This window comes from Nocardia crassostreae (assembly GCF_001613405.1).
In the GTDB taxonomy this organism is placed as follows: Bacteria; Actinomycetota; Actinomycetes; order Mycobacteriales; family Mycobacteriaceae; genus Nocardia; species Nocardia crassostreae.
This window is the reverse complement of the sequence record NZ_BDCH01000014.1, coordinates 1-25,477: the sequence shown is the minus strand read 5'-3', so window position 1 is coordinate 25,477 and position 25,477 is coordinate 1. Positions and strand designations below refer to the sequence as shown.

25 protein-coding genes and 2 pseudogenes are annotated in these 25,477 nt (G+C 67.0%); 13 read left to right on the top strand and 14 right to left on the bottom strand.

Annotation, left to right across the window (positions count from 1 at the left end):
* Together NC4_RS45105 and NC4_RS41560 are read right to left on the bottom strand one after the other, a co-directional pair.
* Positions 1–246, bottom strand: coding sequence for a cytochrome P450 family protein (locus NC4_RS45105; protein ID WP_067536873.1), 246 nt, complete (start codon positions 244–246; stop codon positions 1–3).
* Entirely contained in the window at positions 231–1,340 is a 1,110-nt protein-coding gene (locus NC4_RS41560; RefSeq protein ID WP_218021077.1) for an Lrp/AsnC family transcriptional regulator, read from the bottom strand. The genes NC4_RS45105 and NC4_RS41560 overlap by 16 nt, the downstream gene beginning before the upstream one ends.
* 100 nt (positions 1,341–1,440) lie before the next feature.
* On the opposite strand from NC4_RS41560, the gene NC4_RS12610 reads away from it, so the two are divergent.
* Positions 1,441–2,604: a lactate 2-monooxygenase gene (locus NC4_RS12610; protein WP_067536868.1), complete on the top strand. Its 1,164-nt coding sequence runs from the start codon at positions 1,441–1,443 to the stop codon at positions 2,602–2,604.
* Positions 2,605–2,675: 71 nt separating this feature from the next.
* On the opposite strand, the gene NC4_RS42480 is transcribed toward NC4_RS12610, so the two are convergent.
* Positions 2,676–3,323, bottom strand: coding sequence for a hypothetical protein (locus tag NC4_RS42480; RefSeq protein WP_067536867.1), 648 nt, complete (start codon positions 3,321–3,323; stop codon positions 2,676–2,678).
* A gap of 183 nt (positions 3,324–3,506) precedes the next feature.
* Here NC4_RS42480 and NC4_RS12600 point away from each other — a divergent pair, with 183 nt between their 5' ends.
* Positions 3,507–5,108: a beta-N-acetylhexosaminidase gene (locus NC4_RS12600; RefSeq protein WP_067536864.1), complete on the top strand. Its 1,602-nt coding sequence runs from the start codon at positions 3,507–3,509 to the stop codon at positions 5,106–5,108.
* On the opposite strand, the gene NC4_RS12595 is transcribed toward NC4_RS12600, so the two are convergent.
* The 3 genes from NC4_RS12595 to NC4_RS12585 form a co-directional block, all read right to left on the bottom strand.
* Positions 5,056–5,616 carry an RNA polymerase sigma factor gene (locus tag NC4_RS12595; RefSeq protein ID WP_067536861.1) on the bottom strand — a complete coding sequence of 187 codons (561 nt, stop codon included), beginning with the start codon at positions 5,614–5,616 and terminating at the stop codon, positions 5,056–5,058. The two genes, NC4_RS12600 and NC4_RS12595, sit on opposite strands and share 53 nt — an antisense overlap.
* Positions 5,594–5,941 (bottom strand): hypothetical protein, encoded by a 348-nt coding sequence (locus tag NC4_RS12590; protein ID WP_157554620.1) that lies wholly within the window; start codon positions 5,939–5,941, stop codon positions 5,594–5,596. The genes NC4_RS12595 and NC4_RS12590 overlap by 23 nt, the downstream gene beginning before the upstream one ends.
* 452 nt (positions 5,942–6,393) lie before the next feature.
* Positions 6,394–7,026: a TetR/AcrR family transcriptional regulator gene (locus NC4_RS12585; RefSeq protein WP_067536857.1), complete on the bottom strand. Its 633-nt coding sequence runs from the start codon at positions 7,024–7,026 to the stop codon at positions 6,394–6,396.
* An 87-nt stretch (positions 7,027–7,113) separates the two neighbouring features.
* Here NC4_RS12585 and NC4_RS12580 point away from each other — a divergent pair, with 87 nt between their 5' ends.
* The 3 genes from NC4_RS12580 to NC4_RS12570 all read left to right on the top strand — a co-directional run bounded on the left by NC4_RS12580 (position 7,114) and on the right by NC4_RS12570 (position 9,818).
* Complete coding sequence (locus NC4_RS12580; protein WP_067536855.1) at positions 7,114–8,109, top strand: 3-ketosteroid-9-alpha-monooxygenase, oxygenase component; 996 nt, start codon at positions 7,114–7,116, stop codon at positions 8,107–8,109.
* Complete coding sequence (locus NC4_RS12575) at positions 8,106–9,194, top strand: NAD(P)H-dependent amine dehydrogenase family protein (RefSeq protein WP_067536853.1); 1,089 nt, start codon at positions 8,106–8,108, stop codon at positions 9,192–9,194. The genes NC4_RS12580 and NC4_RS12575 overlap by 4 nt, the downstream gene beginning before the upstream one ends.
* A 252-nt stretch (positions 9,195–9,446) precedes the next feature.
* Positions 9,447–9,818, top strand: coding sequence for a hypothetical protein (locus NC4_RS12570; protein ID WP_067536850.1), 372 nt, complete (start codon positions 9,447–9,449; stop codon positions 9,816–9,818).
* 12 nt (positions 9,819–9,830) lie between these two features.
* Here the strand turns inward: NC4_RS12570 and NC4_RS12565 are convergent, their stop codons facing one another.
* Both NC4_RS12565 and NC4_RS12560 read right to left on the bottom strand, forming a co-directional pair.
* A complete protein-coding gene (locus NC4_RS12565) occupies positions 9,831–10,301 on the bottom strand; it encodes an RDD family protein (protein ID WP_067536847.1) in 471 nt (156 codons plus the stop codon).
* A 124-nt stretch (positions 10,302–10,425) separates the two neighbouring features.
* Positions 10,426–11,862 carry an MFS transporter gene (locus NC4_RS12560; protein WP_245721652.1) on the bottom strand — a complete coding sequence of 479 codons (1,437 nt, stop codon included), beginning with the start codon at positions 11,860–11,862 and terminating at the stop codon, positions 10,426–10,428.
* Positions 11,863–11,955: 93 nt separating this feature from the next.
* Between NC4_RS12560 and NC4_RS12555 the strand changes: the two genes are divergently transcribed.
* From NC4_RS12555 to NC4_RS12545, 3 genes are all read left to right on the top strand, one after another.
* Complete coding sequence (locus NC4_RS12555; protein ID WP_067536845.1) at positions 11,956–12,654, top strand: TetR/AcrR family transcriptional regulator; 699 nt, start codon at positions 11,956–11,958, stop codon at positions 12,652–12,654.
* A 59-nt stretch (positions 12,655–12,713) separates the two neighbouring features.
* Entirely contained in the window at positions 12,714–12,860 is a 147-nt protein-coding gene (locus NC4_RS12550; protein ID WP_067536842.1) for a DUF1059 domain-containing protein, read from the top strand.
* Between the two features lie 116 nt (positions 12,861–12,976).
* On the top strand, positions 12,977–13,450 hold the full coding sequence (locus NC4_RS12545; RefSeq protein WP_067536841.1) for a hypothetical protein: 474 nt from the start codon (positions 12,977–12,979) through the stop codon (positions 13,448–13,450).
* A 12-nt stretch (positions 13,451–13,462) separates the two neighbouring features.
* Here the strand turns inward: NC4_RS12545 and NC4_RS12540 are convergent, their stop codons facing one another.
* Positions 13,463–14,077: a hypothetical protein gene (locus tag NC4_RS12540; RefSeq protein ID WP_067536838.1), complete on the bottom strand. Its 615-nt coding sequence runs from the start codon at positions 14,075–14,077 to the stop codon at positions 13,463–13,465.
* Between the two features lie 75 nt (positions 14,078–14,152).
* Here NC4_RS12540 and NC4_RS12535 point away from each other — a divergent pair, with 75 nt between their 5' ends.
* Together NC4_RS12535 and NC4_RS12530 are read left to right on the top strand one after the other, a co-directional pair.
* Positions 14,153–15,025, top strand: a complete 873-nt coding sequence (locus NC4_RS12535) for a hypothetical protein (RefSeq protein WP_067536835.1) — start codon at positions 14,153–14,155, stop codon at positions 15,023–15,025.
* Positions 15,026–15,074: 49 nt separating this feature from the next.
* Entirely contained in the window at positions 15,075–15,947 is an 873-nt protein-coding gene (locus tag NC4_RS12530; protein ID WP_067536832.1) for a patatin-like phospholipase family protein, read from the top strand.
* 46 nt (positions 15,948–15,993) lie between these two features.
* Here NC4_RS12530 and NC4_RS12525 read toward each other — a convergent pair whose 3' ends face one another.
* The 3 genes and pseudogenes from NC4_RS12525 to NC4_RS12515 all read right to left on the bottom strand — a co-directional run bounded on the left by NC4_RS12525 (position 15,994) and on the right by NC4_RS12515 (position 19,460).
* Positions 15,994–17,166: a C39 family peptidase gene (locus tag NC4_RS12525; protein ID WP_169814781.1), complete on the bottom strand. Its 1,173-nt coding sequence runs from the start codon at positions 17,164–17,166 to the stop codon at positions 15,994–15,996.
* 168 nt (positions 17,167–17,334) lie between these two features.
* Positions 17,335–18,753 (bottom strand): annotated as a pseudogene (locus tag NC4_RS45100) (NlpC/P60 family protein).
* Positions 18,754–18,911: 158 nt separating this feature from the next.
* Entirely contained in the window at positions 18,912–19,460 is a 549-nt protein-coding gene (locus NC4_RS12515; protein WP_067536825.1) for an Rv1476 family membrane protein, read from the bottom strand.
* A gap of 199 nt (positions 19,461–19,659) precedes the next feature.
* Between NC4_RS12515 and NC4_RS12510 the strand changes: the two genes are divergently transcribed.
* Entirely contained in the window at positions 19,660–22,473 is a 2,814-nt protein-coding gene (locus tag NC4_RS12510; protein WP_067537946.1) for an aconitate hydratase, read from the top strand.
* Between the two features lie 184 nt (positions 22,474–22,657).
* On the top strand, positions 22,658–23,221 hold the full coding sequence (locus tag NC4_RS12505; protein ID WP_067536823.1) for a TetR/AcrR family transcriptional regulator: 564 nt from the start codon (positions 22,658–22,660) through the stop codon (positions 23,219–23,221).
* An 18-nt stretch (positions 23,222–23,239) separates the two neighbouring features.
* Here the strand turns inward: NC4_RS12505 and NC4_RS12500 are convergent, their stop codons facing one another.
* Both NC4_RS12500 and NC4_RS12495 read right to left on the bottom strand, forming a co-directional pair.
* Positions 23,240–24,151: a serine hydrolase gene (locus tag NC4_RS12500; RefSeq protein WP_067536821.1), complete on the bottom strand. Its 912-nt coding sequence runs from the start codon at positions 24,149–24,151 to the stop codon at positions 23,240–23,242.
* Entirely contained in the window at positions 24,151–25,062 is a 912-nt protein-coding gene (locus NC4_RS12495; RefSeq protein WP_067536818.1) for a LysR family transcriptional regulator, read from the bottom strand. Before NC4_RS12495 ends, NC4_RS12500 begins: the two co-directional genes overlap by 1 nt.
* Before the next feature lie 231 nt (positions 25,063–25,293).
* Between NC4_RS12495 and NC4_RS41550 the strand changes: the two are divergent.
* Positions 25,294–25,477, top strand: a pseudogene (locus NC4_RS41550) (serine hydrolase); the annotation flags it as partial.

Sequence of the window (25,477 nt, the reverse complement as noted above, 5' to 3'; positions counted from 1 at the left end):
CTAGGGACCGTAGCGCCCCAGCAGATTCTGCGGCATCGGCACCGCGGCCAGCGCGGAGCCGAGCAGCACGAGCCTGGGCAGTAGTGCCCGCAGCTCGTCGAATTCCTTGCCCTCGGCGACGAATACGGCGCGCAGGATCACATTGAGGGTGATCCGCATCATCGAGTCCATGGTCGCGAACTCGCGGCCCTCCGGCCAGGTCGCGAACTCGCGGACCGCCTCCTCCTCGATCAGGGATTCGTACACGGCCAGGCGGCGGCCGTGGAACGGCGGTGCGAGCAGCTTGCGCTGTTTGCGATGCTCGTCGGCCCGGCTCGCTCCACACGTCCGGGACCACCAGTGCGATCGAGCGGCCCTGCGCATCGAGGAGGTGGCCGAGGAGTTTGTCGTGCCGCAGTGTCACAACACGTTCGGCGATCTCGAGTTCGGGATGCGCTGCGGTGAGCTCGGATTCGAAGCGCAGCACATCGGCGACCGAATGCAGGCTGGCCTGCAGAACGAGGTTGTGCGGGCCGCTCACCGCCGCGCAATTGCGGGTCTGCGGCAGGGCGACCAGGGCGTGCCCGATGCGCTCGACGGCGGCGGCGGGCGCGGTGGCCCGGAAGGTGACCGCGACCGGCCAGCCGCCGAGCGGGCGGGCGGGCGAAATCGCAGCGGAAGCGGAGCAGGCCGAGTCGTGTCAACTCCTCCATACGGCGTTTCACCGCAGCGGCGCCCGCGCCGAGGGCTGCGGCCAGGTCCGCGTAGGAGGTGCGGCCGTCGGGAGCCAGGGCCGTGAGCAGATCGCGATCCAGGTCGGTGACACGGGCGCGGTCGCGCGCCGCGGGTGGTCGCGCAGGCGGGGTGCGCAGCAGGGTGCGCTGGTCGGGGGCGAGGGCGTCGATGCGCCAGTCGCCGCCCTCGGTGAACATATGGGTGATCAGGTGGGCGCGAACATCGGTGACGTGCGCGACGGCGGGCAGGATGTCGAGGGTGTAGCGGGACATGGCCGCCAGATCGGCGGCGCCCACGGTGGCCCAGATGTGATGCTCCCCCGCGACGCGTTCGAGGGTGAGCATGTGCGGGTGGCGCGCGAGTTCCGCGGCGACCGCGGCGGCTTGCCATGCCTCGCAGGCGATGTCGAGGTAGGCGCCGCAGATCAGGTCGAGCAGCCGCGGGCCCGGCGAGGTGCCGACCCAGGCCGCGCCGCGGCCGTTGAGCCGCTGCCAGCGCCGCGCCGCGGTGACCGGGTCGACGCCGAGCGCGGCGCCGAGTTCGGTCCACGACGCTCGCGGCCGCAGTTGCAGGGCATGAATGAGGGCGAGATCGTCCTCGCTCAGCAGCTCATCGATTTCCTGCACACACCTCACCTCCTTCATGTGTTTCCTGCACTTGAACCGCATCGACACGTTAATCCTGCACCGTTGGGTGCGTACCGTCGAGGAAGGAAGGTCCCGGCAAATGGCGTTCGGCGACTATCAGTACGAGATCTATTTCAACGGCCTGCGCGGCGTGGTCCCCGACCTGCCGGTGCGGTTCGAGGAGCTGCGCGAGCGCGCCCCGGCCGCGATGCCGCCGTCGGTCTGGTCGTATGTGGCCGGTGGCGCGGGTGACGAGCGCACCCAGGACGCCAATGTCACCGCCTTCGATCGGTGGGGCTTGATCCCGCGCATGTTCGTCGGTGCCAAGGAACGCGACCTCTCCGTGAACCTGTTCGGAATGACTTGGCCCGCACCGGTTTTCATGGCTCCGGTGGGCGTCATCGGGCTGTGCGCCCAGGACGGCCACGGCGATCTGGCCACCGCCCGTGCGGCGGCGCGCACCGGCGTCCCGATGGTCGCGTCGACCCTGACCGTCGACCCCATGGAGGAGGTCGCCGCCGAATTCGGCGACACCCCCGGCCTTTTCCAGCTCTACACGCCCACCGACCGCGACCTCGCCGCGAGCCTCGTGCAACGCGCCGAGAAGGCGGGCTTCAAAGGCATTGTCGTCACCCTCGACACCTGGATTCTCGGCTGGCGTCCGCACGACCTGGCCACCGCCAACTTCCCCCAGCTGCGCGGGCACTGCCTGGCCAACTACTTCAGCGATCCGGTCTTCCGCGCCTCCCTCGACCGCACGCCCGAGGAAGACCCCCAGGCCGCCGTCCTGCGCATGATTCAGATCTTCGGCAACCCGCTCACCTGGGACGACCTCCCGTGGCTGCGTTCGCTGACCGACCTTCCCCTGATCGTGAAGGGCATCTGCCATCCCGACGACGCCCGTCGCGCCGTCGACGGCGGCGCGGACGGAATCTACTGCTCCAATCACGGTGGCCGCCAGGCCAATGGCGGCCTGCCCGCGCTCGACGTCCTCCCCGACGTCGTGGCCGCCGCCAATGGCGTCCCCGTCCTGTTCGACTCCGGTATTCGCTCCGGCGCCGATATCGTCAAGGCCCTCGCCCTCGGCGCCACCGCCGTCGGCATCGGCCGCCCCTACGCCTACGGCCTCGCCCTCGGCGGCACGGACGGCATCGTCCACGTCCTGCGTTCCCTGCTCGCCGAGGCCGACCTCCTCATGGCCGTCGATGGCTATCCGGCGCTGAAAGACCTGACGCGCGAGTCACTTCGGCCCGTACACGCCTGAGTTCTCGGGACCGCATCCGCCGGTCGGCCGCCTTCATATCGCGCCGTGAAGGCGGCCTGCGGCTGGCGCGATCAGTCTTGGGCATTGATGGTGGTCGTCGTGAAGGTGGGTGCGGGGTCGGGATAGCACGAGACCGGGATGTCCAAGGGGCCGAAAGGTGTTCGGACATTGGCGGTGAGGGTCAGGCCCGGTTCGGCGTAGCTGGTGCCCGCGAGCGTGGTCGTGATGGCCCCCGAGGCGCCCGCCGTGACATTGGCGATGATCGAGGGCAGGGTGAAGCTGGAACCACCCCGGATTGAGTCGGAGACATGGACCGCGATCCTGCCGTCCGAGTCGTCGAGCGTGGCGGCGACGGTGCCGCCCGACAGCTCCGCGGAGACGTAGGTCGAGTTGGTCGGGTACGGGGCCATCAACCGCATATCGTGCACATTGTTGATGGTGTAGCCGCCCGCGGTGGCGGGGACCGATCCGGCGGCCGGAGTCAGCGTGATCGCCACCAGAGCACCGGGATTCGCGGATGCCGGTGCATCACCCGTCACCGTGAAGGTCATCGTCATGTTCTGGGGATTGCCGATCGGCGGGGTGCCCTGACATTGGAAATTGACCGTGATCGTGTCCATCGGAACAGCACTCGCGGATAGCGCGAGCGCACCCGCGCCCGCGAGCGCCACCGGCGTGATCGCGGCGATTTGAATGAGCAGGGACGCAAGCGATTTCATGATTATCTCCGTCCTCGAATAGAGGGGCAAAGACTATCGCCCCGAACTGGACAAGCGTTCATGTCAGCCGACTGGGGAGCAGCGATATCCCGCGCGCGGCGCAATTCCCCACTCGAATTCCCCAGACCGCCGCGGAAACTCCCGTGAAATGCTTGGCGCCTCTTCACTGGACAGAGGTGTGTCTTGCGAAATCTAATCTCCCCCCTGATATTCGGCGCCGCACTTGTGCTGGCGGTGGTCGGCCAGCCCGGTCTGGCCGATTCCGCCACCGCGGAAACCCCGCCGCCGACCGAACGCGGCGTGACCGATATCGTCCCCATTCCCGTACAGGCCGAGCCGGATGCGTCCGCGAATTTCACGCTGACCGCCGACAGCGTCATCCGCGCGGAGTATCAGGCCCTCGACGTCGCCGAATACCTGGGCGGCCTGCTGCGTCCCGCCACCGGATTCCCACTGCCGGTGGTGGATCCGAGCAACCGGGACGAGCCGGGCATCACCTTCGAACTCGGCGACGCCGGTCCACAGGTCGGCGACGAGGGCTATCGGCTGGCGGTGGCCGAGGACGGAATCACACTGAGCGCCAAAACTACCGACGGACTGTTCCAGGGCGTGCAATCGCTGCGCCAGTTGTTCCCGTCCGCGATCAACGAATCATCGGTGCAGCAACGGGATTGGACGGTCTCGGGCGGCACGGTGCTCGACTACACGCGCTTCGCGAAACGCGCGGCGATGCTCGACGTGGCCCGGCACTTCTTCAATCCCGATCAGGTCAAACGCTATATCGACCAGATCGCCCAATACAAGATCAATACTCTGCATTTGCATCTGACCGACGACCAGGGCTGGCGCATCGAGATCAAGAGCTGGCCGAAACTGGCCGAGATCGGCGGCCAGACCGCCGTGAACGGCGACCCGGGCGGTTACTACACCCAGGAGCAGTACACCGATATCGTCAATTACGCTGCCTCCCGCCATATCACCGTGGTGCCCGAGGTCGACATGCCCGGACACGTCAACGCCGCGCAAGCCTCCTACGGCGAATTGAACTGCAATGGCAAACCGGTGCCCCCGCGCACCGATATCGAGGTCGGATACAGCTCACTGTGCATTTCCAGCCCGACCACCTACCGATTCGTCGACGACGTCATCCGCGAACTGTCGGCGCTCACACCGGGCCACTATATCCACATCGGCGGCGACGAGGCCCACGCCACGTCGGCCGAGGATTACAACACCTTCTTCCAGAAGGTCTCGCCCTTGGCCGCCCAGTACGACAAACAGATTCAGGCCTGGCACAACATCGTCGTCACGAACCCGCCCACGTCGGCCGTCCCGCAGTACTGGGATCCCGCCAACACCAATGCCGCCGTCGCGGCCGCGGCGGCCCGCGGCAACAAGATCCTCATGTCGCCCGCCAACAAGGTGTACCTGGACATGAAGTACAACGAGAATTCCCCCCTGGGCCTGCACTGGGCGGGCTACGTCGAGGTGAGAGACGCCTACGACTGGGATCCCGCCACCTTCCTCCAGGGCGTCTCGGAAAGCCAGATCGCCGGAATCGAAGCCCCACTCTGGTCGGAAACCATCCGAACTAGTGACGATATCGAATACCTGGCCTTCCCACGCCTCCCCGACGCCGCCGAAATCGCCTGGTCCCCACGCTCCACCCACAACTGGGAGAACTACCGCCAACGACTGGCCGCCCAAGCCCCGATCTGGACCGCCCAGGGCATCAACTTCTATCCCTCCCCGCAGGTGGACTGGAAGCCGGACGCGTCCCGGTGATCAGTTCACGCACGATCCGGCGCGCACGGTAGAGCTGATGCCGCACCGTGGCTTCGGAGTCGTAACCCAGTAGTCGCGTAATCTCGGCGATGGAAAACCCACTGGCAGAACGAGATACGATCTCGCGCTGCCGAGACGAGAGCCGTCCCATCGCCGAGACCAGCAATTCCTGCGCCAGCACCTCGTCCTCGCCACTGGCGGCCGGGGATCCGGCGTGATCGGCAAAGGTCTCCGGCGACACCGGAGCCGTCCGCCACGAACGCCGGATCGTATCAACCGTTTTGTTCCGTGCGACGGCGCGCAGCCACTGGTCGGAGGCCACGAGCGCCACATCGGCCGCGCCCTGCCGGGTCGCCTTGTCCAGAACCGCCAGCATGACCTCGTGCGCGATATCGTCCACCTCGGCGGTGCCGTGCCTCCCGAGATCGCGCACGATCCACGTCTTCACCTCCGGTAGTCGAGCCCGGAAGAACCGCTCGAACCCGTCAGGGAAGAGGTACGGGGTCATTGGCCTCATCCCCCTTCGGCTGACCGTCGTCCTCGCCGGGAAGTGCCCGGTTCCGTTTCTCGAACAGCCGATACAGGCGGTCCCCGCCACGTAGCAGCGCCGAGCATGCGGGCTGACACATCAGGCGCGCGCCGACGGCTATCGCCAGCGGCCCCTGCGCATCGCCGATCAGGTCATCGAATGCCGGAAATCTGACATAGGTCTCCCACAGCACTGTGACAACGAGGACGCCCATCGGGCCATACAAGGTCAACGCCTTGAGCCCGGAGCCAATGGTCAATTGACCACTATTTCCCGGCCGCGGCGAATCGGCATGAGTTTTCACGCTATTCTCCGGGGTTCGCTGGTTGCCTCGCCCCACTTCTTCGGCAGGAATTCGGGCTCGGCTGATTTATCAGTCCGTGACTTTTGCGGTAGATAATGACGGATTCCCATACGGAAATCAATCCGATACGTTGCGGCGCGTCGAGTTGCTTTATTACCGTTGACCTGGCAAAAGATCCCAGATGAATTCACACAAAATAACCATAGAAGACAAAGTCGACCTTCGACAAAACGCGAAAGCAGACAAATCACGCCACCATCAATCCGGCTACAGCAAAACAGATCTCAGGGCACTATGATGTGCATCACCTTCTTGTAGTAGAATTCCATCCACCCACGACAGGCCTCCGAATCCGCGAGACCTATGCCTCCGGGTTCGCTGGGTCCGCCGCGCTCACTTCTTGGCAGGAATTCGGCGTGGCGGACCACCCCGGCTTCAAGAGGGCGGGTACCTCAGGAGGGGCGGGAGCCCCCGAGGTAGGCGACGATGGCGTTGGTGAGGCCGCGGCGGGCCGCGTCCAGGTCGGAGTAGGTGCCGAGTTGTTTTTCGGAGGTGATGCCGCGCATGGAGCCGGGGAGGAAGACGGCGACTTCGCGGACGCGGGCGGGGTCCACGTCGAGGTCGGCGAAGGCGCGTTCACAGGCTCGGGACCAGGTGTCTTTCCAGGAGGAGAGTTCAGCGGCGGTGCGGGGGTAGTGGGATTCGAGGGCGGCGCGGTCGTGCGGGAGGGCGGCGCGGAGGGTTTCGATGGCGCGGGAATCGCTGGAAGTCAGGCCGTGATAGAGGATTTCGATGGTGGCGGCCACGCGGTCGCGGAGGGGGGCGGCGGGGTTCAGCGCTGAGACGGGGAGGTCGCCGCGGCGTTCGGCGGTGCGGTGCAGGACGGCCGCCCAGAGGCCGTCGATATCGCCGAACTGGTATTTCACCGCGCCCCACGTGGCGCCGATCTCCTTGGCTATGCGGTTGGCCGACACCGCGGTGCGGTCGCCGGTGGCGAGTGCTTTCAGGGCGGCGTCGAGCATGCTCTCGCGGGTGGCGTTGCCGCGGCGGTTGGGGCGCCTGCCATTGCCGTCTGCCTCGCTCATCCACCGCATCCTAGTGGGCGGGAACGGTGCGAGATGGCAATGGCTACAGCCCTTCCCAGGTTTCATAGAACCCTCTACCATTCTGGGATGGCGAAACCACCGCTGTCCATGGTCCCGACCGGATGGTTCCAGGTGGCCTGGGCGGCGGAGGTTCCCGTCGGCGCGGTGCATCGGATGAAGTACTTCGGGCACGAGATGATCGCCTGGCGGTCGGCGGCGGGGGCGGTGAGCGTCATGGACGCCTATTGCGAGCATCTCGGCGCGCACCTGGGGTTCGGCGGGCATGTCGAAGGTGAGCGCATCGTGTGCCCGTTCCACGGGTGGGAGTGGGATCGCGACGACCGCAACAGGCGAATTCCCTACGAGGATCGACCGAATCCGGTGCGGCGCATACGCAGTCATCCGGTGGTCGAGCGGAACGAATCGGTCTATATCTGGCACGATGCCGCGGGGCGCGAACCCTACTTCGATGTGCCCGACGCCTTCACCGGATTCGGTGACGGGCGGACCGCCGCCGACTACTACCCCGCCGCAACGCTTTTCCGGGAACGCCTGGAGTTGCATCCGCAGTACGTCCTGGAGAACGGCGTCGACTTCGCCCACTTCAAGTTCGTGCACAAGGTGCCGTTCGTGCCGACGTTCACCCGGCAGGAGTTCGACGGGCCGGTGTCCCATGTGGATTTCACGGTCACCTTCGACGCCGAGGCGGGCGTGTCCGCCGAGGACGTGCACAGTGGCGTCGAAGCCGTCAATGCCGGACTCGGCGTGGCCGTGACCAAGAGCTGGGGCATGATCGACAATCGCACCGTCGCCGCGGTCACGCCGGTCGACGACGGCACCTGCGATGTGCGCTTCAGCGTCTGGATCGGCTGCCCGCCCGGGCGCGATCGCACCCGGACCTCCCGCAGCGCACAGCAATTCGCCCAGGCGGTCATCGACCAGTTCCAGGCCGACATCCATATCTGGTCCCACCAGCGCTATTCCGATCCGCCAGCCCTGGCCCGCGCCGAATACGCGGGCTTCAAGGCCCTGCGTGCCTGGGCGACCCAGTTCTATCCAGACTCCGGAAAGACCACGCCATGAGCACGACTCGCACTCCTCTCCGCGTATTCCAGGTCGCCACAGGCAATGTCGGCACCGAGATGATCAAACGCATCGGCAGCCACCCCGATCTGGATCTCATCGGATTGCACTGCTACACACCGGAGAAGATCGGCCGAGACGCCGGGGAGATAGCGGGCCTGTCCCCCATCGGTGTCACGGCCACCGGCTCCATCGACGACATCCTCGCCGCCGCTCCGGATGTCGTGACCTTCCACGGCGTATTCCCGGACGAGGATCTCTACGTCCGCGTCCTCGAGGCCGGTATCGACATCGTGACCACGGCCGATTGGATCACCGGCCACCACCGCGACCAGAACCACCCCCACCCCTCCGGCCGACTCACCACCGAGATCCTCGAAGAGGCGTGCCGCCGAGGCGGATCCACCTTCTACGGCACCGGAATGAACCCCGGCCTCATGCAGATCCTCGGCATCGTCCAATCCTGCGACGTCGCCGACCTGGAGAACGTCACCGTCCTCGAATCCGTCGACGTCTCCTGTCACCACTCGGTCGGCTCCTGGGAGATGGTCGGCTACGGCCGCCTCGTCGACGACCCGGCCCTTCCGGCCATGCTGGAGAAGGGAACCCGAATCTTCGCCGACGGCGTCCACCTGATGGCCGACTGCTTCGACCTGCGACTCGACGACGTCGCCTTCTCCTACGAACTCGGCGCGTGCACCAAGGACATCGACCTCGGCTGGTACAAGCTGCCCACGGGCTCACTGGGCGCGAACTACCTGAAATACCAAGGCATCGTCGATGGCGTCCCCAAGGTCGAAGTCCACGTCGAATGGCAGATGACCCCCGACACCGACCCACACTGGGACGTCCAAGGCTGCTACATCACCACAATCCAAGGCGATCCCTGCATCTCCAGCAAACACCGCATCCTGCCCAGACCCGGCACCGACTTCTCCGACCCCGCGTCCTTCGCCTCGATCGGCATGACGGTGACCGGCCTGCCCGCCCTCAATGCCATACCCGCGGTGTCAGCCGCGCCACCCGGCGTAATCACCAGCGCAGACCTACCGCTGCGCGCTTGCGCGGGACGCTTCAAACGGTAGGCACCGCCACGCGTATCACTGGCCGGACAAACCGGACACGGCATTCAGGGGGCTTCACAGGTCCGGATGCACCACGGCCACAAGGTAACCGAGGCGGTGACCTGCACGGAGTCGATCCTGATTGCATAATTCGTAAATTGCGTACCTTATGGATTTTTCAGCGATTTCAGAACGCGGCATCCGCTTGCTGCGTAGCGTCTCGCCGCGCCACCGCTCCGCACCGGACGCGAGCGAGAGAGGAATCGAAAAACCATGGCGGACATGGAAGTCACCCTGAAGGACATGATGTTGCTGGACGGCGCGATCGGTGCGGCCGTCGTCGACTACGGCAGCGGGATGCCGCTGGGAGTACTCGGCGGCTCGAAGAACCTGGATGTCGAAGTCGCCGCGGCGGGCAATACCGAACTCATTCGCGCCAAACTGCGCACCATCGAACAACTCGGGCTCAACGAGGACATCGAGGACGTGCTCGTCACCCTCGGCGGGCAATACCATCTGATCCGGCCGACACGCGGGCGCCGAGCCAGAGGGTTGTTCCTCTACCTCGCCCTCGATCGCGCCCGCGGCAATCTGGCCCTGGCCCGGCACCGCCTCAAGGACATCGAGGAAGAGCTCGAGGTCTGAACGGGTCCCGCATCACGCCTTGACGACCTGCGTCCCGCCCGCGATGTTGTCGTGCCAGCCCTGCTTGGTCGAACTCGCGCTCACCGTCACCGCAATGCCGATGGCCGCGAAGAACCAGAGGATTCCGCCGATCCACGGAATCAGGTTGAGCAACATGTAGGCATTCCGCAGGGCCGACTCCTTCACATTCGGCTTGGCCGCGCCCCCGGCGCCATTGACATGGAGGCCCAGCATCTTCTTGCCCGGTGTCGAACCGGTCGCCACCTCGAACAGCACGAAGTAGAGGAATCCGAATCCGGCGCCGGGCAGGATCGAGATCCAGCCCGGTAGGTCCGTCACCCGATCCAGCACCCAGAACAGGATCCAGCCGATGATCCCGGCAATGATCCAGTCGATGAACCGGGCCACCGCCCGGCCCCCGATCCCCGCCGGGATCACTCCCACACCCCGCCCCACACTCTGCTCGTACCCACCCGCGGTCATCGTTCCTCCTCGCACCGATCACACGCCGATTCCTGGTCCGCGTATCACGCAGCGCAGCTGGCAGATCGAGGATCCCACACCTGACGATCCGCGGTAAGTTCCTGCCGCGCAGAACTTCCTGCGTTCACCCCATCCGATCCCCTTCGGATACGGCGGTTTCCGTCGCGTTCGCGGATTGTTCACCGACACGGCGCGGCAGAATCACCGCCGCCAGCACCGCGCCCACCGCCAGCAGGACCGCGCCCCAGCTCAGTGCGACACCGTAGCCGCGGGCGAGCGCCGCGGCGTCGGTGGCGGCGCCGATCTCCTTCGTGGCCACCGTGACCAGCACCGCGAGCCCGAGACTGCCGCCCAATTGCCGTGCGCTGTTGAGGATTCCGGAAGCCAGGCCGGATTGTTCGGGCGCCACCCCGGCCACCGCGGCCATACCCATGGCGACCATGGCCGCGCCGATGCCGACGCTGGCCACGATGGACGGGCCGAGGATGCCGTTCAGGAAGGTGGTGGCCGGATCGGACTGCCCGAACCACAGCAGGCCCGCGGCTCCGGCCAGGCCACCCGCCAGCAGTACCGGCCGGGTCCCGAATCGCGGGGTGAGCGCCATGGCGATGCGCAGCCCGGCCACCACGCCCACGCAGAAGGGCAGGAAGGCCAGGCCTGTACCGGTGGGGCTGTAGCCCAGTACGCGCTGCAGGAACTGCGCCACGAAGTAGAAGCTCGCCAATTGTCCGCTCACCAGCAGGAATCCGAAGACCGTCGCGCCGATCAGGGAGCGGCGGCGCAGCATGTCCAGCGGCACCAGCGGTTCGGGCACCCGCGCCTCCACCACGACGAACAGCGCCAGCGCCACCGCACCGGCGGCGAACCAGCTCAGCACCGCCGCCGAACCCCACGGGTGCGTATCGGTGGCGATGACGCCCAGCACCAGCGCGCTCACTCCGAAGGTCACCAGCGCGGCGCCCGCCATATCGATGCGGGCGGGCCGCGCCGGGCCCGCACCGTCCACCCCGCGCAGCACCGCGACCACGGCGGCGGCCACGAACACCAGGTTCACCCCCATGACCCAGCGCCAGCCGAGATGGTCGGTGAGCAGACCGCTGAGCACCACGCCGACCGCGCCCCCGGCCGCGCCCGCGCCGCCCCAGACCGCCATGGCCTTGGCGCGGCTCGGGCCCTCCGGGAATTCGGCGGTGGCCAGCGCCAGCGACATCGGCGCGAGCACCGCCGCCACGCCCTGACCGGCGCGACCCGCCAGCAGTTCCCAGCCCTCCCGGGCCGCGCCGCCCGCGGCGCTGGACAGAGCGAAGACGGTGAGCCCCGCCAGCAGCAGGGTGCGGCGGCCGACGAGATCGGCGAGGCGGCCGCCCAGCAGCATGAGCCCGGCGAAGGGCAGCATGAAGGCATTGATCACCCAGCTCAGCCCCGCGGACCCGAAGTGCAGCGCCGCGTCGATCTCGGGCAGGGCCACATTGACTATCGAAAGATCCAGGGAAACAACGAACATCACCAGGAACACGACGGCGAGCGTCGCCTTCCGGTGCGGGTGGAATCGGTCGTTCACGGCGTGCTCCTATAATTAAATAACGCGTCTTTTTATTAAGGTAAGCACAACCTAACCCCGCTGTCGAGAGGGTCGATCCGGACAATGGGTGCAATGTCAGCCACTCCCGCCCGCAAACGCGGCCGACCCGTCCGCCTCACCAGGGAGGCGGTGGTCGACACCGCGCTGCGCCTGCTCGCCGATACCGGCCAGGACGGCTTCAGCATGCGCGGGCTGGCCGATGAGCTGGGCGTCAGCACCGCCGCCGTCTACCACCACTTCCCCACCAAGGCAGCGCTTTTCATTGCCGTACTGAGCGCCCGCGCCGAGGAACTGCGACGCCCCGACCTCCCGGCCGACCCACGCGAGCGCCTCATCGCGATCATCGTGCACCTGATCGAGACCCTGCACCGCCTGCCCTGGGTCATCGACCTGCTGGTGGCCGGCGAGTCCTACGGCCGGGCCGCCATGTGGATCCTCGACGAATTCATCCGCGCCGCCAATGAACTCGGCGCGACCGACGAATACGCCGGATACATGTACAACGTCACCTGGCGCTACACCCTCGGCGAACTCATGGTGCGCCGTGCCGAAGACGAACGCGCCGCCGCGGCCGCCGCGGGCAACCCCCGCCCGCGCTGGACCGACGGCGCGCCCGGCATGCTCACCGAGTTCCCGGCCGTCACCCGCACTCTCGACCGGTGGCCCGCCATTCGCGCCGACTACCGCACCGAGCGCGCGGTGACCGATCTCATCGACGGTCTGACACAGAAGATTCCGCCCGATGCGCGGCATGGCATTGTGTCGGAGTAACCATTGACCGCTGTTCCGACCGCGAACAGTCCGAACCACCCGGCAAGGAACCACCTTTCATGAAGACCCGCCTCAACTGCCCCTGCGGCGAACAGATCACCGGCACCGACGAGGACGACCTCGTGACCAAGACGAAAGCCCATCTCGCCGAGAACCATCCCGGCCACGACTACACCCGCGACGAGATCCTCTTCATCGCCTACTGATCCGGCGTTCGCCCCAAGGCACAGCCCCCTTCGGTTGCGCCCGCTCCGCCCCGCCCGATACATCCGATGAGTCTCGCGTCGAATCGTCGATGCGGCGGAATATCAGGGGGTCCGGAATGTCGGTGCTGTTCTTCATCGTGCCGAGCGCCATCATGGCCGGTGTGTTGCTCATCCCGTACTCGGTGATCGCCCAGGCGATCCGGTCGCGACGGGATGAGGCAGGGCGGCGGTTGGTTTGGACGACCGGACGCACGGCGGCGGGGCGATGCGTCCGAGTCTTCACCAAAACTCATGGCGGCTCGGGCAATTCGCGCGTGTGGACAACCCTCCACCATGTCTACGAGTACACCCCCGGCACCGGCCGCGCCGTCCGCTTCGAGGAATCGGGCGGATCGTCGACCATCGTGGAAGGCGACGCCGTCGCGGTGCGCTACCTCGATATCGACGACACCTTGATCGCCACCACCCGCGAGCCCGGTCCGGCGCGCCCGGCGGCGACCGCGGCGGCGGTGGCGTTCAGCCTGATCTTCGCCGCCCTCGCATGGGCAATCTGCCTGGGCGGCATGCTCTCCTACGCGCAGTGGCACTGACCCTCGAAGCCATCAGCGCACAACCGCCGCCAATTCCTCGGTGATCTCCCATTGCTGCCCCCGATCGACAATCGGAGCCTCCACACCCGGTTCACTGTCCAGCGCACCAGCCGCAGTGATGGTCCCGACCACCGTTCCGCCCAGAATGACATACACCTCACGCAGATTCGCGTACTCGAAAACCACCACCGAGTCGCCCCCGGCCACCTGTTCGAGCAGGCAGTCCGCACCGGATTCGGGCCGGTCCCACGGCACGTGGCACGGATCGGCCCCCGCCGGAATGCTCCCGGCGTACTCGTAGATGTTCACGTGGATCCACCCGATCTCCGCCCCCGCCAAAATGCCGACCTCGGTCATCCGCAGCGCCGCATTCAACTGCGTGTAGTCGAACCCCGGCAGCGTCCACATGCGTCCGTCCTGCACGCCCGAACCGATGTTCTGTGGCTGCACACTGAGGTCGGGCACCTCCCCGACCACGTCGAACCCCCGCTGTTCGAGCCCGCCGCGCAGCGCGCCCGGGACATCCGCCGCCGCGGGCGGGACAGGCGCCGGGCTGCCCTCACGCGTGGCGTCGCACCCGCCCGCGACGAGGGCCAGGAGGGTGAGCAGGGCTATCGGCCAACGCATTACCGCCATTGTCGCGCGTCAAGGCCCGATCAGGACATCTTCGGGTCGCCAGTTTCGGCCGTCGATACTATCGGCATGTCACTCCCCCACGGCCGCGGCCGCCTGGACTGGGCCGACCTGTCGGCCTTGGCGATGCGGTATCGCGATCCGGGCGTCGAACTGCCCGTGGGGATGTGCGGGCGGATTCATCTCGACGACAAGCGGACGACGATCCGGGTCGAGCGTCGAAAGTATCTGGCGGGGCGGGTGTGTCGTCTCGACGGATGCACGACCCGGGGAACCGAGGTCTTCCGGAAGAACCGCGCGCACACCCTGACCTTGCCGGGGGAACTCCCCCGGCCGACGCGTGAGATCGTCCGGGCGCGTGCGCGTCTGACGCGATTCGGTCGCACCTTGGACGGGCTCATCGGCGATTCGGCTCGGCATGCCCTCCGCACCGCCGGACCCGCCCGTTCCGCAGCGGCTGCGGTCGATCACCACCCCGGCTGCCGGTGCGCGCATGTCGTCGACCTGATGGAGTCCGGCAGCACTCGGGAGCTGCTGTCCCTCGGCGACAGCGCGATCCGCGCGGCGCTCGACCACCGGCACGGCGGTCAGGCGGTGGGCAACAACCTGCTGTTCCTGCACTATCACGTGCTGCACACCTATCTGCGCACCAACATGATCGTTGCTTTCGGTCTCGCGGACAGACCGCAGGACTGGGGATCCATGTCGCCCGGCAGCTCGTTCCGGCGGCGGGCGCTGACCGACTGCGACGGACAGACCTTCCTACCGGCGGCTCGGCGACTCCTGCACGACGATGTGTACCTGGTCGACATGATGGCCACCGAGCAGCTCGTCACAGCCTGCTTCGGTTACCTGGTCCAGTACCGAATGCTGTGCGAGAACGTCGATTACGCCAGCGCGTGGACCGCGCAGATCCACCCCGAACTGGGCCTGCCCTGGTAGCGGACGGCTTTCCGCGCGGGCTGGGAACAGCTGGAATAGGCTGACCCACATGGTGGGTGCCACTGATCACACATGCGCCGGACCTGGTCGACGTTCGGTCGTCCTGGGCGGAGGCGGAGCCCCGGGCGCCGCGTGGATGACCGGCTTGGCCGCCGAATTGCGTCGCCGCGGAATCGATTTGGGTTCCGCCGACTCGATTGTCGGCACCTCGGCCGGAGCCATGGTCGCCGCGGCACAGTCGATCGGCCGCGACCTCGACGCGTTCGCCGACCGTCACGGCGGCCCTGATGCGGATCCCCGTCCTGCGATGAAACCCGAGTTGCTCGCGGCGGTCTTCTCCCTGCTGTTCGACCCGAGCCCGAACAGGGACGCCACCCGGCGCAAGGTGAGCCACCTGGCAATGGCGGAGGAACCGGCGCGAGCGAGCCACTTCGAACCCATGGAGGCACTGGTAGCCGGAAGCGACTGGCCCGAGCGGCTGCGGATCGTCGCCGTCGATGCCGAGACCGCCGAGCGTCGCGTGTGGGGCAGCGACAGCGGCATCCCACTGGCCACCGCGTTGACCGCCAGCCGCGCTCTCCCCGGCGCGTTTCCTCCGGTTCTCCTCGCCGACCGCTATTACATCGATGGCGGAGTGTGGTCGGCGACCAACGCGGACGTCGCCGTGGAATCCGACATTCTCGTAGTCATCGAGCCACTGGCGCACCAGGTTCCGCCCGTGCATCTCAAAGCCGAACTCGCCCGCACTTCCGTCGGCACCGTCGTCCGGTTCGGTCCCGACTCCGCCATGATCGATGTCTTCAGGGCCTACGCCGGCAATCCGCTCGCGAGCTGGCCGGAAGCCTTCCGCCAGGGAGTCCGTCAAGCGGACTCCCTGGCGGAGCAGTTGGCGAACACGGCCTGGCTGCCGGCGAAGCTGTGATTCGGTGTAGTCGATACTGGGTGACCAGCTTCGCAGGGTACGCCGTTCAGGCACCCATCATGTCGTCCATATCGACGAGTGGCCTTGCCGCCCTGCGTAATTCGTCGATGGCCTCGGCGAGGCCGTATGTCTCGCCCGCCGCCAATCCACGCACCGCCCGCAATGGAACCAGCTGGTCGCCCGCACCGTCTTCGTGGCTGAGCCACACGGCTTCGAAATTCAGTGCGGGCACGCGCAGCAACCGCACCTCACAGTCTCGTTCGTCGCCCTCGGCCAACGGCACCGCGATATTCGATGCCCGTGACACCGATTCGAGATACGCTGCGGCAGAGGACATCTGACGCACCGTGGGGTCCTCGCCTTCCTCGACGTCGAAGTAGGCCGTGAGCGTACCCGCCTGGGACTCGTACACCCGCAGCCCGGCCTGCGTCGGCTCTGTCTTTCCGGACAGGAGACCGTCCAGGCCCAGGGTGTAGAGGCGTTGCGCGAAACCGATGTCGACCGGGCGGGGATCCGGATGCCCGTCGTACTGCGGCCCGGGCGCCTGCTTCACGTCCAGGATCTCGCGCAGTTCCCAGATCCGCCGCAGGATCGGCTCCTCGACGCGTATCGGAATCCATGGCATTTCGTAGTACTCCTTCGTGAAGAAGGTGCTGGTCCATCGCCCATCGCCTCGATAGTTGTTCGTGAAAGCGTCGAGGCTCACGTGCTGCTTGCCGTAGATCGGATCGTCGATATCAACGTAATATCTCGGCCGCGAATGCACTCGGCGATGGAAGTACCCGTAGCCGTAGATGACCATGAAGTGCCCGCCACCGGTGCCCCATTCGATACGCGCGCCGATCGGCCGGCCAGCGTCGATCTCCTGCTTGATCCGGTCGAAAGTGATCGCCCCCGTGAAACTGTCGAGGTTGTCGGTTCGAGTCAGCGCCCGATCCAGATACCACGGGACATTGCATTCGCTCGGCACCGGCGAACCACAGCAATCGGTGCGCGACAACTCATTGCAGGCCACCTTGCACTGCGTCCAATGACTGAATAACCAGTAGTAGTGCGACACGCTCGTCGCCGTCGCCGCCCAGCACCAATTGCTCTGGGTCTGCGCCTCCATCGTGAACGCGAGCTGCTTGGTCGTGAAAAGCTCCCCGAAGATCGACGACTCCCACCGCAGCGTCGTATACGGCCTGCTCGCTGTCTTGACCACCTCTAAGAGGTCCATATCCATTCCCTCCCTGCTGAACTGCCTGAAAATCCACCCCCGGCACAACAAATCCTGGCATTGGGAGTCCTGCGGGGAACGAGTGCTCCGCTACTCGACTCGGATTGGTTCGTGCGAGTTCAGGCGGGCGATTCAAGCCTGGCCACGCCCCAAGACGGGGTGACCGAATCAGGAGGCGATGCGGACGGCGTAGGGCATGATGCCGTCTTCGCGGACCGGGGAGACGCGGACCACGTCGCCGGATTGGGGGGCTTCCACCATTTTGCCGTTGCCGAGGTAGAGGGCTACGTGTTGGCTGCCGCCGGGGCCCCAGAAGATCATGTCGCCGCGTTCGCGGTCGGAGACGGGGACTCGGGAGCCCATGGTGTATTGGTAGCCGCTGTAGTGCGGGAGGGAGACGCCTATTCCGGCGAAGGCGTAGATCATGAGGCCGGAGCAGTCGAAGCCTACTTTGCCGAAGTCGCCGTGGCTGTCGGCTACGCCGCCGTCGCGGATGCCTTGGGTGGGGCCGTCTTCGTCGCCGCCGCCCCAGGCGTATTGGACGTCGAGTTGGGACATGGCGCGGTCGACGACTATTTCGACCAGATCGGAGCGGGCGCCGGTGGGGCGGGAGGGTTGCTGGTTGTAGCGGGAGGGTGGGGGTGCCTCGTCGAGCGCGGTGTGGGGGCGGTGGCCCTAGGCGGCTTCGGCGGCGCGGTCGTTGGAGGCGCGGTCGGCGGCTACGCGGGCTGCCGCTTCGGCGGCGGCGCGGCGGGCGGCGGCCTCTTCGGCGCGGCGTTGCTGGTCCCAGGCGAGGTAGGCGTCGCGCTGGCTTTGCAGACCGGCGACCTGGGAGCGGGCCAGGTCGAGGCGCTGCTGGGCCGAATCGCGTTGGGAGAGCAGGTCGTTGCGGCGGGTGGTCTGCTGGTCCAGTTCGGCCTGGGCGGCGGCGACGGCGTTCTGGGCTTCGGTTTTCTTGACTTCGGCGTCGGCCGCGGCGGCGTCGGCGGCCTGCTGGGCCTGTTTGGCGGTCGCGGTCTTGTTGGCCTGATCGACCTGGGCGCGGCGCAGGTCGTTGACCACGTCCTGCTGATTCATGGAGGCGATGGTCAGGACCTGGGCGCGGGCCATGGCGATCTCGGGGCTGGGGGCGGCCAGATAGTTGATCAGTGAAGTCGAGCCGGGGCGCATGTAGACCTGGGCGACGTATTTGTCGAAATCGTCGTGCGCGCGATCGACATTGGTTCCGGCATCGGCGAGTTCGGTCTGGCACTGCGTGACCGCGCGGGCCGCGGCGTCGGCGGCGTCCCGGGCGATCTGGAGATCCACCAGGGCCTTGTTGACGGCTTCGCGGCGGGCGGCGACGGCATCGTCGAGTTGCCGCAACTGCTGTTCGACACCGGCCACCTGATTGATGAGCGCGCCGACCTCACCGAGATTCGCATCGACCTGGGCGCCCGCATCGGCGATCTCGCCATCGCTGGGATTGGGCGGTGGCGGCGGTACGGCCTGCCCGGTGGTCATCCCGATCACCAGGACGATCAGCACCACCAGCAACTCGGTAGCGATCCGGATGGTACGCAGACGTCGACGCCTCGGCTGTCGCATCGAACCTCCCGGTCGCCCCTTACGACACTCTGTCCCCATCAGTGCCATCGCGAAACCGTACGACACTTATGGGTTACGGAGGGTCAGGCGCGCCCGGGAGACCCGAAGGAATTTTGTTCGTTGCCAGTAATTAGCCTACTGGCGGCAAAGGAGTGCGATCAGGCGACGGGCGCGCGATCGTCGGCGGCCGTCTCCCCCGCCGAACGCTTGCGCTTCACCACGTACAGCCCGCCGATGACCGCGAGCAGACCCGCCAGCACCACCAGCGTGATCACCGTCCAGGACACCGCCTCCGGCTGCTCGAGCCGATCCACGAAGATCTGCGCCGCCTCCACCGTGTGATTCGGCCCGCGGTACTTCGCCTTGTCCTCGGCCCATTCCAGCCGCGCGCGGGTGAATTGCTCACTGTAGGTGCCGATCCAGTCGTCGCCGAAGACGACCACGGTGCCGTGCTCCTCCTTGCCGACCTCGGTCGCGAGATCGCGCAGATTGGCCTCGATACCGGGGTTGCCCTGCACCACAATGATGTTGAGATCGATCCCGTGCTCACGCGCGTCCGCGGCGATCACCGCGAGCTTGTCCTGATCCCGGCCCTTGGGCGCGGCGACGTGATTGTCGGCCAGATCCAGCAGGATTGCCTTCAGATCGGTGTTCGGCGGTAGTTCCGCCTTCAAAGGCGCGAAAACCGAGGTACGCGAGACGGTCACGAAGGCACAGTACGCGACGACTCATCGTATCATCTCACCACGGCACGCCGTAAGCTGCACTGGCCGGTCGGAACCCTCCCCCGCGCGTTCACAGGACAAGCGTACTGTTAGGCTCGAACACGGACGAGGCCTGCGCCTCGACGAGCCATCGGCACAGCCCCGCCGGTGGCCAACCATTCACAGACGAGTGGAGCTGAACGTGACGAGTATCGATACCTTTGGCGCCAAGGGCACCCTGCAGGTCGGAGAGAACTCCTACGAGATCTTCCGCCTGTCGGCCGTGCCCGGCACCGAGAAGCTGCCCTACGCCCTCAAGGTCCTCGCGGAGAACCTGCTTCGCACCGAGGACGGCGCGAACATCACCGCCGACCACATTCGCGCCATCGCGAACTGGGATCCCAATGCCCAGCCCGACACCGAAATCCAGTTCACGCCCGCCCGCGTGATCATGCAGGACTTCACCGGTGTCCCCTGTGTGGTCGACCTCGCCACCATGCGTGAGGCCGTCACCGCCCTCGGCGGCGACCCCAACAAGGTCAACCCGCTCTCCCCCGCCGATATGGTCATCGACCACTCGGTCATCCTCGACGTCTTCGGCCGCGCCGACGCCCTCGAGCGCAATGTCGACCTGGAATACCAGCGCAACGGCGAGCGCTACCAGTTCCTGCGCTGGGGCCAGGGCGCCTTCGACGACTTCAAGGTCGTCCCCCCGGGCATGGGCATCGTGCACCAGGTCAATATCGAATACCTGGCCCCCACCGTCATGGTCCGCAACGGCCAGGCCTACCCGGACACCTGCGTCGGCACCGACTCGCACACCACCATGGTCAACGGCCTGGGCGTGCTGGGCTGGGGCGTCGGCGGCATCGAGGCCGAGGCCGCCATGCTGGGCCAGCCGGTCTCCATGCTCATCCCGCGCGTCGTCGGCTTCAAGCTGACCGGTGAGATCAAGCCGGGCGTCACCGCCACCGACGTGGTGCTCACCGTCACCGACATGCTGCGCAAGCACGGTGTGGTCGGCAAGTTCGTCGAGTTCTACGGCAAGGGCGTCGCCGAGGTGCCCCTGGCCAACCGCGCCACCCTGGGCAATATGAGCCCCGAGTTCGGCTCCACCGCGGCGATCTTCCCGATCGACGAGGAGACCATCAACTACCTGCGCCTGACCGGCCGCACCGATGAGCAGCTCGCGCTCGTCGAGGCGTATGCCAAGGAACAGGGCATGTGGCACAACGCCGACAACGAGCCCGCGTACTCGGAGTACCTGGAGCTGGACCTGAGCACCGTGGTGCCGTCCATCGCCGGACCCAAGCGCCCGCAGGACCGGATCCTGTTGTCGGAGAGCAAGACCGCCTTCCGCAAGGACATCCACAACTACACCAACGATGCGGAGACCGGCCCCGCCGCCGTCACCCCGTACTCGCACCTGGACGAGGCCATCGAGGAGTCCTTCCCGGCCTCCGACGCCGCCGCGCTGTCCTTCGCCGACGACGACGCCATCCTGCCGTCCGCCGCGAACGGCAACACCGGCCGTCCGTCCAAGCCGATCAAGGTCACCGATCCGGAGCGCGGCGAGTTCGTCCTCGATCACGGCGCCGTCGTGGTCGCGGGCATCACCTCCTGCACCAACACCTCCAACCCGTCGGTCATGATCGGCGCGGCCCTGCTGGCCCGCAATGCCGTCGAGAAGGGCCTCGCGTCCAAGCCGTGGGTCAAGACCAATATGGCCCCGGGCTCGCAGGTCGTCGCCGACTACTACGAGAAGGCCGGTCTCTGGCCGTACCTGGAGAAGCTGGGCTTCTACGTGGGCGGCTTCGGCTGCACCACCTGCATCGGCAACACCGGTCCGCTGCCGGAGGAGATCTCCAAGGCGATCAACGACAACGACCTCTCGGTCACCGCGGTCCTCTCCGGTAACCGCAACTTCGAGGGTCGCATCTCCCCCGACGTGAAGATGAACTACCTGGCCTCCCCGCCGCTGGTCATCGCCTACGCGCTCGCGGGCACCATGGACTTCGACTTCGAGACCGACGCGCTGGGTCAGGACAAGGACGGCAATGACGTCTTCCTGAAGGACATCTGGCCGTCGCCGCAGGAGATCGACGACACCATCAAGTCCGCCATCAGCCGGGACATGTTCACCAAGTCCTACGCCACCGTCTTCGCGGGCGATGCGCGCTGGCAGGGCCTGAACACCCCCGAGGGCGACACCTTCGCGTGGGACGAGAACTCGACCTACGTCCGCAAGGCGCCGTACTTCGATGGCATGACCATGGACCCGGCCCCGGTCGAGGACATCAAGGGCGCGCGCGTGCTGGCGCTGCTGGGCGATTCGGTCACCACCGACCACATCTCCCCGGCCGGTCCGATCAAGCCGGGCACCCCGGCGGCGCAGTACCTCGACTCGCACGGCGTGGAGCGCAAGGACTACAACTCCCTGGGCTCGCGTCGCGGCAACCACGAGGTCATGATCCGCGGCACCTTCGCCAATATCCGTCTGCGCAACCAGCTCCTGGACGACGTCTCGGGCGGTTACACCCGCGACTTCACCCAGGACGGTGGCCCGCAGGCGTTCATCTACGACGCCTCGCAGAACTACCAGGCCGCGGGCATTCCGCTGGTCGTGCTGGGCGGCAAGGAGTACGGCTCGGGTTCCTCGCGTGACTGGGCCGCCAAGGGCACCCGCCTACTGGGCGTCAAGGCCGTCATCACCGAGTCGTTCGAGCGCATCCACCGCTCCAACCTCATCGGCATGGGCGTTGTGCCGCTGCAGTTCCCGGCGGGCGAGTCGGCCAAGTCGCTGAACCTGGACGGCACCGAGGTCTTCGATATCGAGGGCATCACCAAGCTGAACGAGGGTGTGACTCCGAAGACCATGAAGGTGACCGCCACCAAGGAGAACGGCGAGAAGGTCGTCTTCGACGCGGTGGTCCGCATCGATACCCCCGGTGAAGCGGATTACTACCGCAACGGTGGCATCCTGCAGTTCGTGCTGCGCAACATGATTCGCGGCTAGGAACCAAGCACCACCACGCGACTCGGCGAAGAAGGGCTGTTTCGACGCCGAGTCGTGGTGGCGGGGACCGGATTCCGGTCTCCGCCGCGCGATCCGCCCGGATCGCTTCGCTCGTCGCTCGTGCGGGATCTCCGCGCCGGATCACCGGTGTGGAGATCCCGCACACCCCGTTTCGGAGGAGTCCATGCCCAAGGTCAGTGACGACCACCTCGCCGCCCGCCGCAGCCAGATCCTCGACGGAGCACGCAGCTGCTTCGCCGAATTCGGCTACGAGGGCGCCACCGTCCGCCGCCTCGAAGAGGCAACGGGCCTGTCCCGGGGCGCCATCTTCCACCACTTCCGCGATAAGGACGCACTCTTCCTGGCCCTCGCCCAGGAGGACGCGGGCCGCATGGCCGAAGTCGCCGCCACCCAGGGTCTGGTCCAGGTCATGCGCGATATGCTCGCGCACCCCGAGGATTTCGACTGGCTCGGCACCCGCCTGGAGATCGCCCGCCGCCTGCGCAACGACCCGGACTTCCGCAAGAACTGGGAACAGCGCTCCGAAGAACTCACCGCTGCAACGGTCGCCCGCCTCGAAAAGCGTAAAGCCGAAGGCGCCCTCCGCGACGACGTCCCCACCGAGGTCCTGCTCGGCTACCTCGACCTCGTCCTCGACGGCCTCATCGCCCGCATCGCCTCCGGCCACGCCAACGACAACCTCTCGGCCGTACTGGATTTGGTGGAAGCCTCGATCCGCCGGAAGTAGTGGCCATCACGCGATCCGTCATCGGCCGGGGGCGGCCCGCAGTTCGTCGTGCAGCAGCCGGGCCACGCGCGCCATGCTCGCTTCCGCGCCCGGCTGAACGGCGGCCGGGACCCGCGACTCGGTCAGGGCCGCGACAGCGAGCGCCTGACCGTCGGTATGCTCGACCACGCCGACCTCGTGGCGCAGGTTCAGCAGGGTCCCGGTCTTCGACGACCAGCGCGACGCGTCGGAGCTGAAGTCGGGGGTCAGTCGCTGGCGAATAATGTTGTACGACATAAGCTCCCGGACTTCGGCCGCGGCGGCGGGTTGAATCCGGCTGGGCCGCCACAGGCCGTGCAGCAGGTCGACGAAGGCGCGTGCGGAACCGGTATTGGCGGCGCCGATATCGAGCTGCGGCACCTGGTGCCCGCGTCCGGTCGTCGCGCCCGCGATGGCGAGCGTGTGTGCGAGATGGGCCTGTGTGGGCCCGAACGATTCTGCTGGCGTGCGCATGAGCTCGGCCATCGTGTGGCGCACGGTCAGGCCCTCGTAGCCCAGCCGCCGCAGTTCGGCCGTCACGGCGGCGGGCGGGGTGATGCCGAACAGGGCGTCCGCGGCGGCATTGTCGCTGATGGCCAGGGTCAGATACAGCAGGTCGTGGATGGCGACCGTGGCCGGGTACCGGAACTTGGCGATACCCGTCGGCCCCGGCGTGGTGATGCGTCCCGGCTCGACCACGATCGGTGTCGCCGGATCGAGCTCGCCGCGATCGGCGCGCTCCAGCGTGGCCACCGCGAGCGGGATCTTGACCAGCGAGGCGATCGGCAGCTCCAGATCGGCCTCGAGGCCGAATTCGTCGCCGGAGTCCAGATCGCGCACCAGGAACGCGCCGGACAGTCCCGCATCGTGCAGCTCGCGGCGGGCCTCGCGCAAGGCTCGCGTCGCTCCCATCACCGAATCCCTTCGCCGGGCGAACGTTCGCCCTCGACTGCCGTGTCCGCCGCGCCGAGGCAGCGGCCGATCACTTCCGGCGGGAGCGCGCGGAGGCGTTCGAGATCCTCCCGCTGTCCCGCCGCGAGGGCATAGCCGCGGCGCACCGCCAATTCACCGATGGGCCGCCAGTGCAGTCCGAGCTCGCGCGCCTGACTGGGCGAGCACAGCAGCAGATCCTCCGAACCGAGCGCCTCGGCCGCCGCGGCGATATGCGAATCGGCCACGACCACCTGGGCCGGTCGCAACCCGAGTGCGTCACGCGCCCGGATGACCCGGTCGCGAATATGCGGTACATCGTCTTCCGGCTGCATCCAGACGCGACGGTCGATGCCACCGCCACGGCGAGCACGCAGGGTTTCCAGAAAGACCGGCGCGACATGCGGACCCGAGGTATCGGCGAGCCCGAGCGGCACGCACCAGACACCCTGATCAGCCGGGACCGCGACGACGGCCGCGCGAACCTCCTGCGTGCGGACCAGTTCCGCGCGCTCACCGGGTGCGGCGGGGCGCGGTTCGAGATTCAGCTCCGCCCGGCGACCGTCGGCGACGAGCCGGGCGAGCGACAGCGGCGGGCATAGCGCGGGCACGGCCAGCCGGAAAGGGCGCAGTTTGGCGCGCTCGGCCTCGGACTCCATCGCCTCGGCCAGTTCGACCAGGCGACGCGCCGATGGCAGCATGTCCCGGCCGAACGGCGTCAAGGTCGCTGTGCGTGAGGTGCGTTCGAGCAGCCTTGCCCCGAAGTGCTTCTCCAGCGCCGCAATCCGGCGGCTGGCCACCGACTGCGGGATCCGCACCGCCGCCGCCCCATTGGTGAAACTGCCGTGCCTGCTCACCGCGACGAACGCCTTACACGCGGCCAGCACATCCACGGCACCAGACCCTATGCCATTTCGACATGGATGAGCCACTTTCCGTCTTGGACGGCATCCATCGCGGGATGCGAGCCTCGACTCGTCCATGAGCATCCGACGCGAAACAGAGAGACGAAGTTGACGACATCACGATCGGGCACCGTGACCCGCCGCGGCTTTCTCGGTGCGGCCGCCCTGCTGACACTGGCCGGATGCTGACTGCGCACGACTCCGCAAACGGTGCCACCGCCCACCCCGACCGTCCCGCCGACTCCGCACGACGCCCGCTTCACCGAACTGGAGCGGAAGTACGACGCCCGCCTGGGCGTCTACGCCCTCGCCACGGGATCCGGTGCGACGGTCGCCCACCGAGCCGATGAACGCTTCGCCTTCTGCTCCACCTTCAAGGGCCTGGCCGCCGCAGCCCTCCTGC

Coding starts and splice junctions, on each gene's coding strand:
- NC4_RS12610 (WP_067536868.1), top strand. CDS start 1,441: ATGGCGTTCGGCGACTATCAGTACGAGATCTATTTCAACGGCCTGCGC.
- NC4_RS42480 (WP_067536867.1), bottom strand. CDS start 3,323: ATGAAATCGCTTGCGTCCCTGCTCATTCAAATCGCCGCGATCACGCCG.
- NC4_RS12595 (WP_067536861.1), bottom strand. CDS start 5,616: ATGACCCCGTACCTCTTCCCTGACGGGTTCGAGCGGTTCTTCCGGGCT.
- NC4_RS12585 (WP_067536857.1), bottom strand. CDS start 7,026: ATGAGCGAGGCAGACGGCAATGGCAGGCGCCCCAACCGCCGCGGCAAC.
- NC4_RS12580 (WP_067536855.1), top strand. CDS start 7,114: ATGGCGAAACCACCGCTGTCCATGGTCCCGACCGGATGGTTCCAGGTG.
- NC4_RS12575 (WP_067536853.1), top strand. CDS start 8,106: ATGAGCACGACTCGCACTCCTCTCCGCGTATTCCAGGTCGCCACAGGC.
- NC4_RS12570 (WP_067536850.1), top strand. CDS start 9,447: ATGGCGGACATGGAAGTCACCCTGAAGGACATGATGTTGCTGGACGGC.
- NC4_RS12565 (WP_067536847.1), bottom strand. CDS start 10,301: ATGACCGCGGGTGGGTACGAGCAGAGTGTGGGGCGGGGTGTGGGAGTG.
- NC4_RS12555 (WP_067536845.1), top strand. CDS start 11,956: ATGTCAGCCACTCCCGCCCGCAAACGCGGCCGACCCGTCCGCCTCACC.
- NC4_RS12550 (WP_067536842.1), top strand. CDS start 12,714: ATGAAGACCCGCCTCAACTGCCCCTGCGGCGAACAGATCACCGGCACC.
- NC4_RS12545 (WP_067536841.1), top strand. CDS start 12,977: ATGTCGGTGCTGTTCTTCATCGTGCCGAGCGCCATCATGGCCGGTGTG.
- NC4_RS12540 (WP_067536838.1), bottom strand. CDS start 14,077: ATGCGTTGGCCGATAGCCCTGCTCACCCTCCTGGCCCTCGTCGCGGGC.
- NC4_RS12535 (WP_067536835.1), top strand. CDS start 14,153: ATGTCACTCCCCCACGGCCGCGGCCGCCTGGACTGGGCCGACCTGTCG.
- NC4_RS12530 (WP_067536832.1), top strand. CDS start 15,075: ATGGTGGGTGCCACTGATCACACATGCGCCGGACCTGGTCGACGTTCG.
- NC4_RS12525 (WP_169814781.1), bottom strand. CDS start 17,166: ATGGACCTCTTAGAGGTGGTCAAGACAGCGAGCAGGCCGTATACGACG.
- NC4_RS12505 (WP_067536823.1), top strand. CDS start 22,658: ATGCCCAAGGTCAGTGACGACCACCTCGCCGCCCGCCGCAGCCAGATC.
- NC4_RS12500 (WP_067536821.1), bottom strand. CDS start 24,151: ATGGGAGCGACGCGAGCCTTGCGCGAGGCCCGCCGCGAGCTGCACGAT.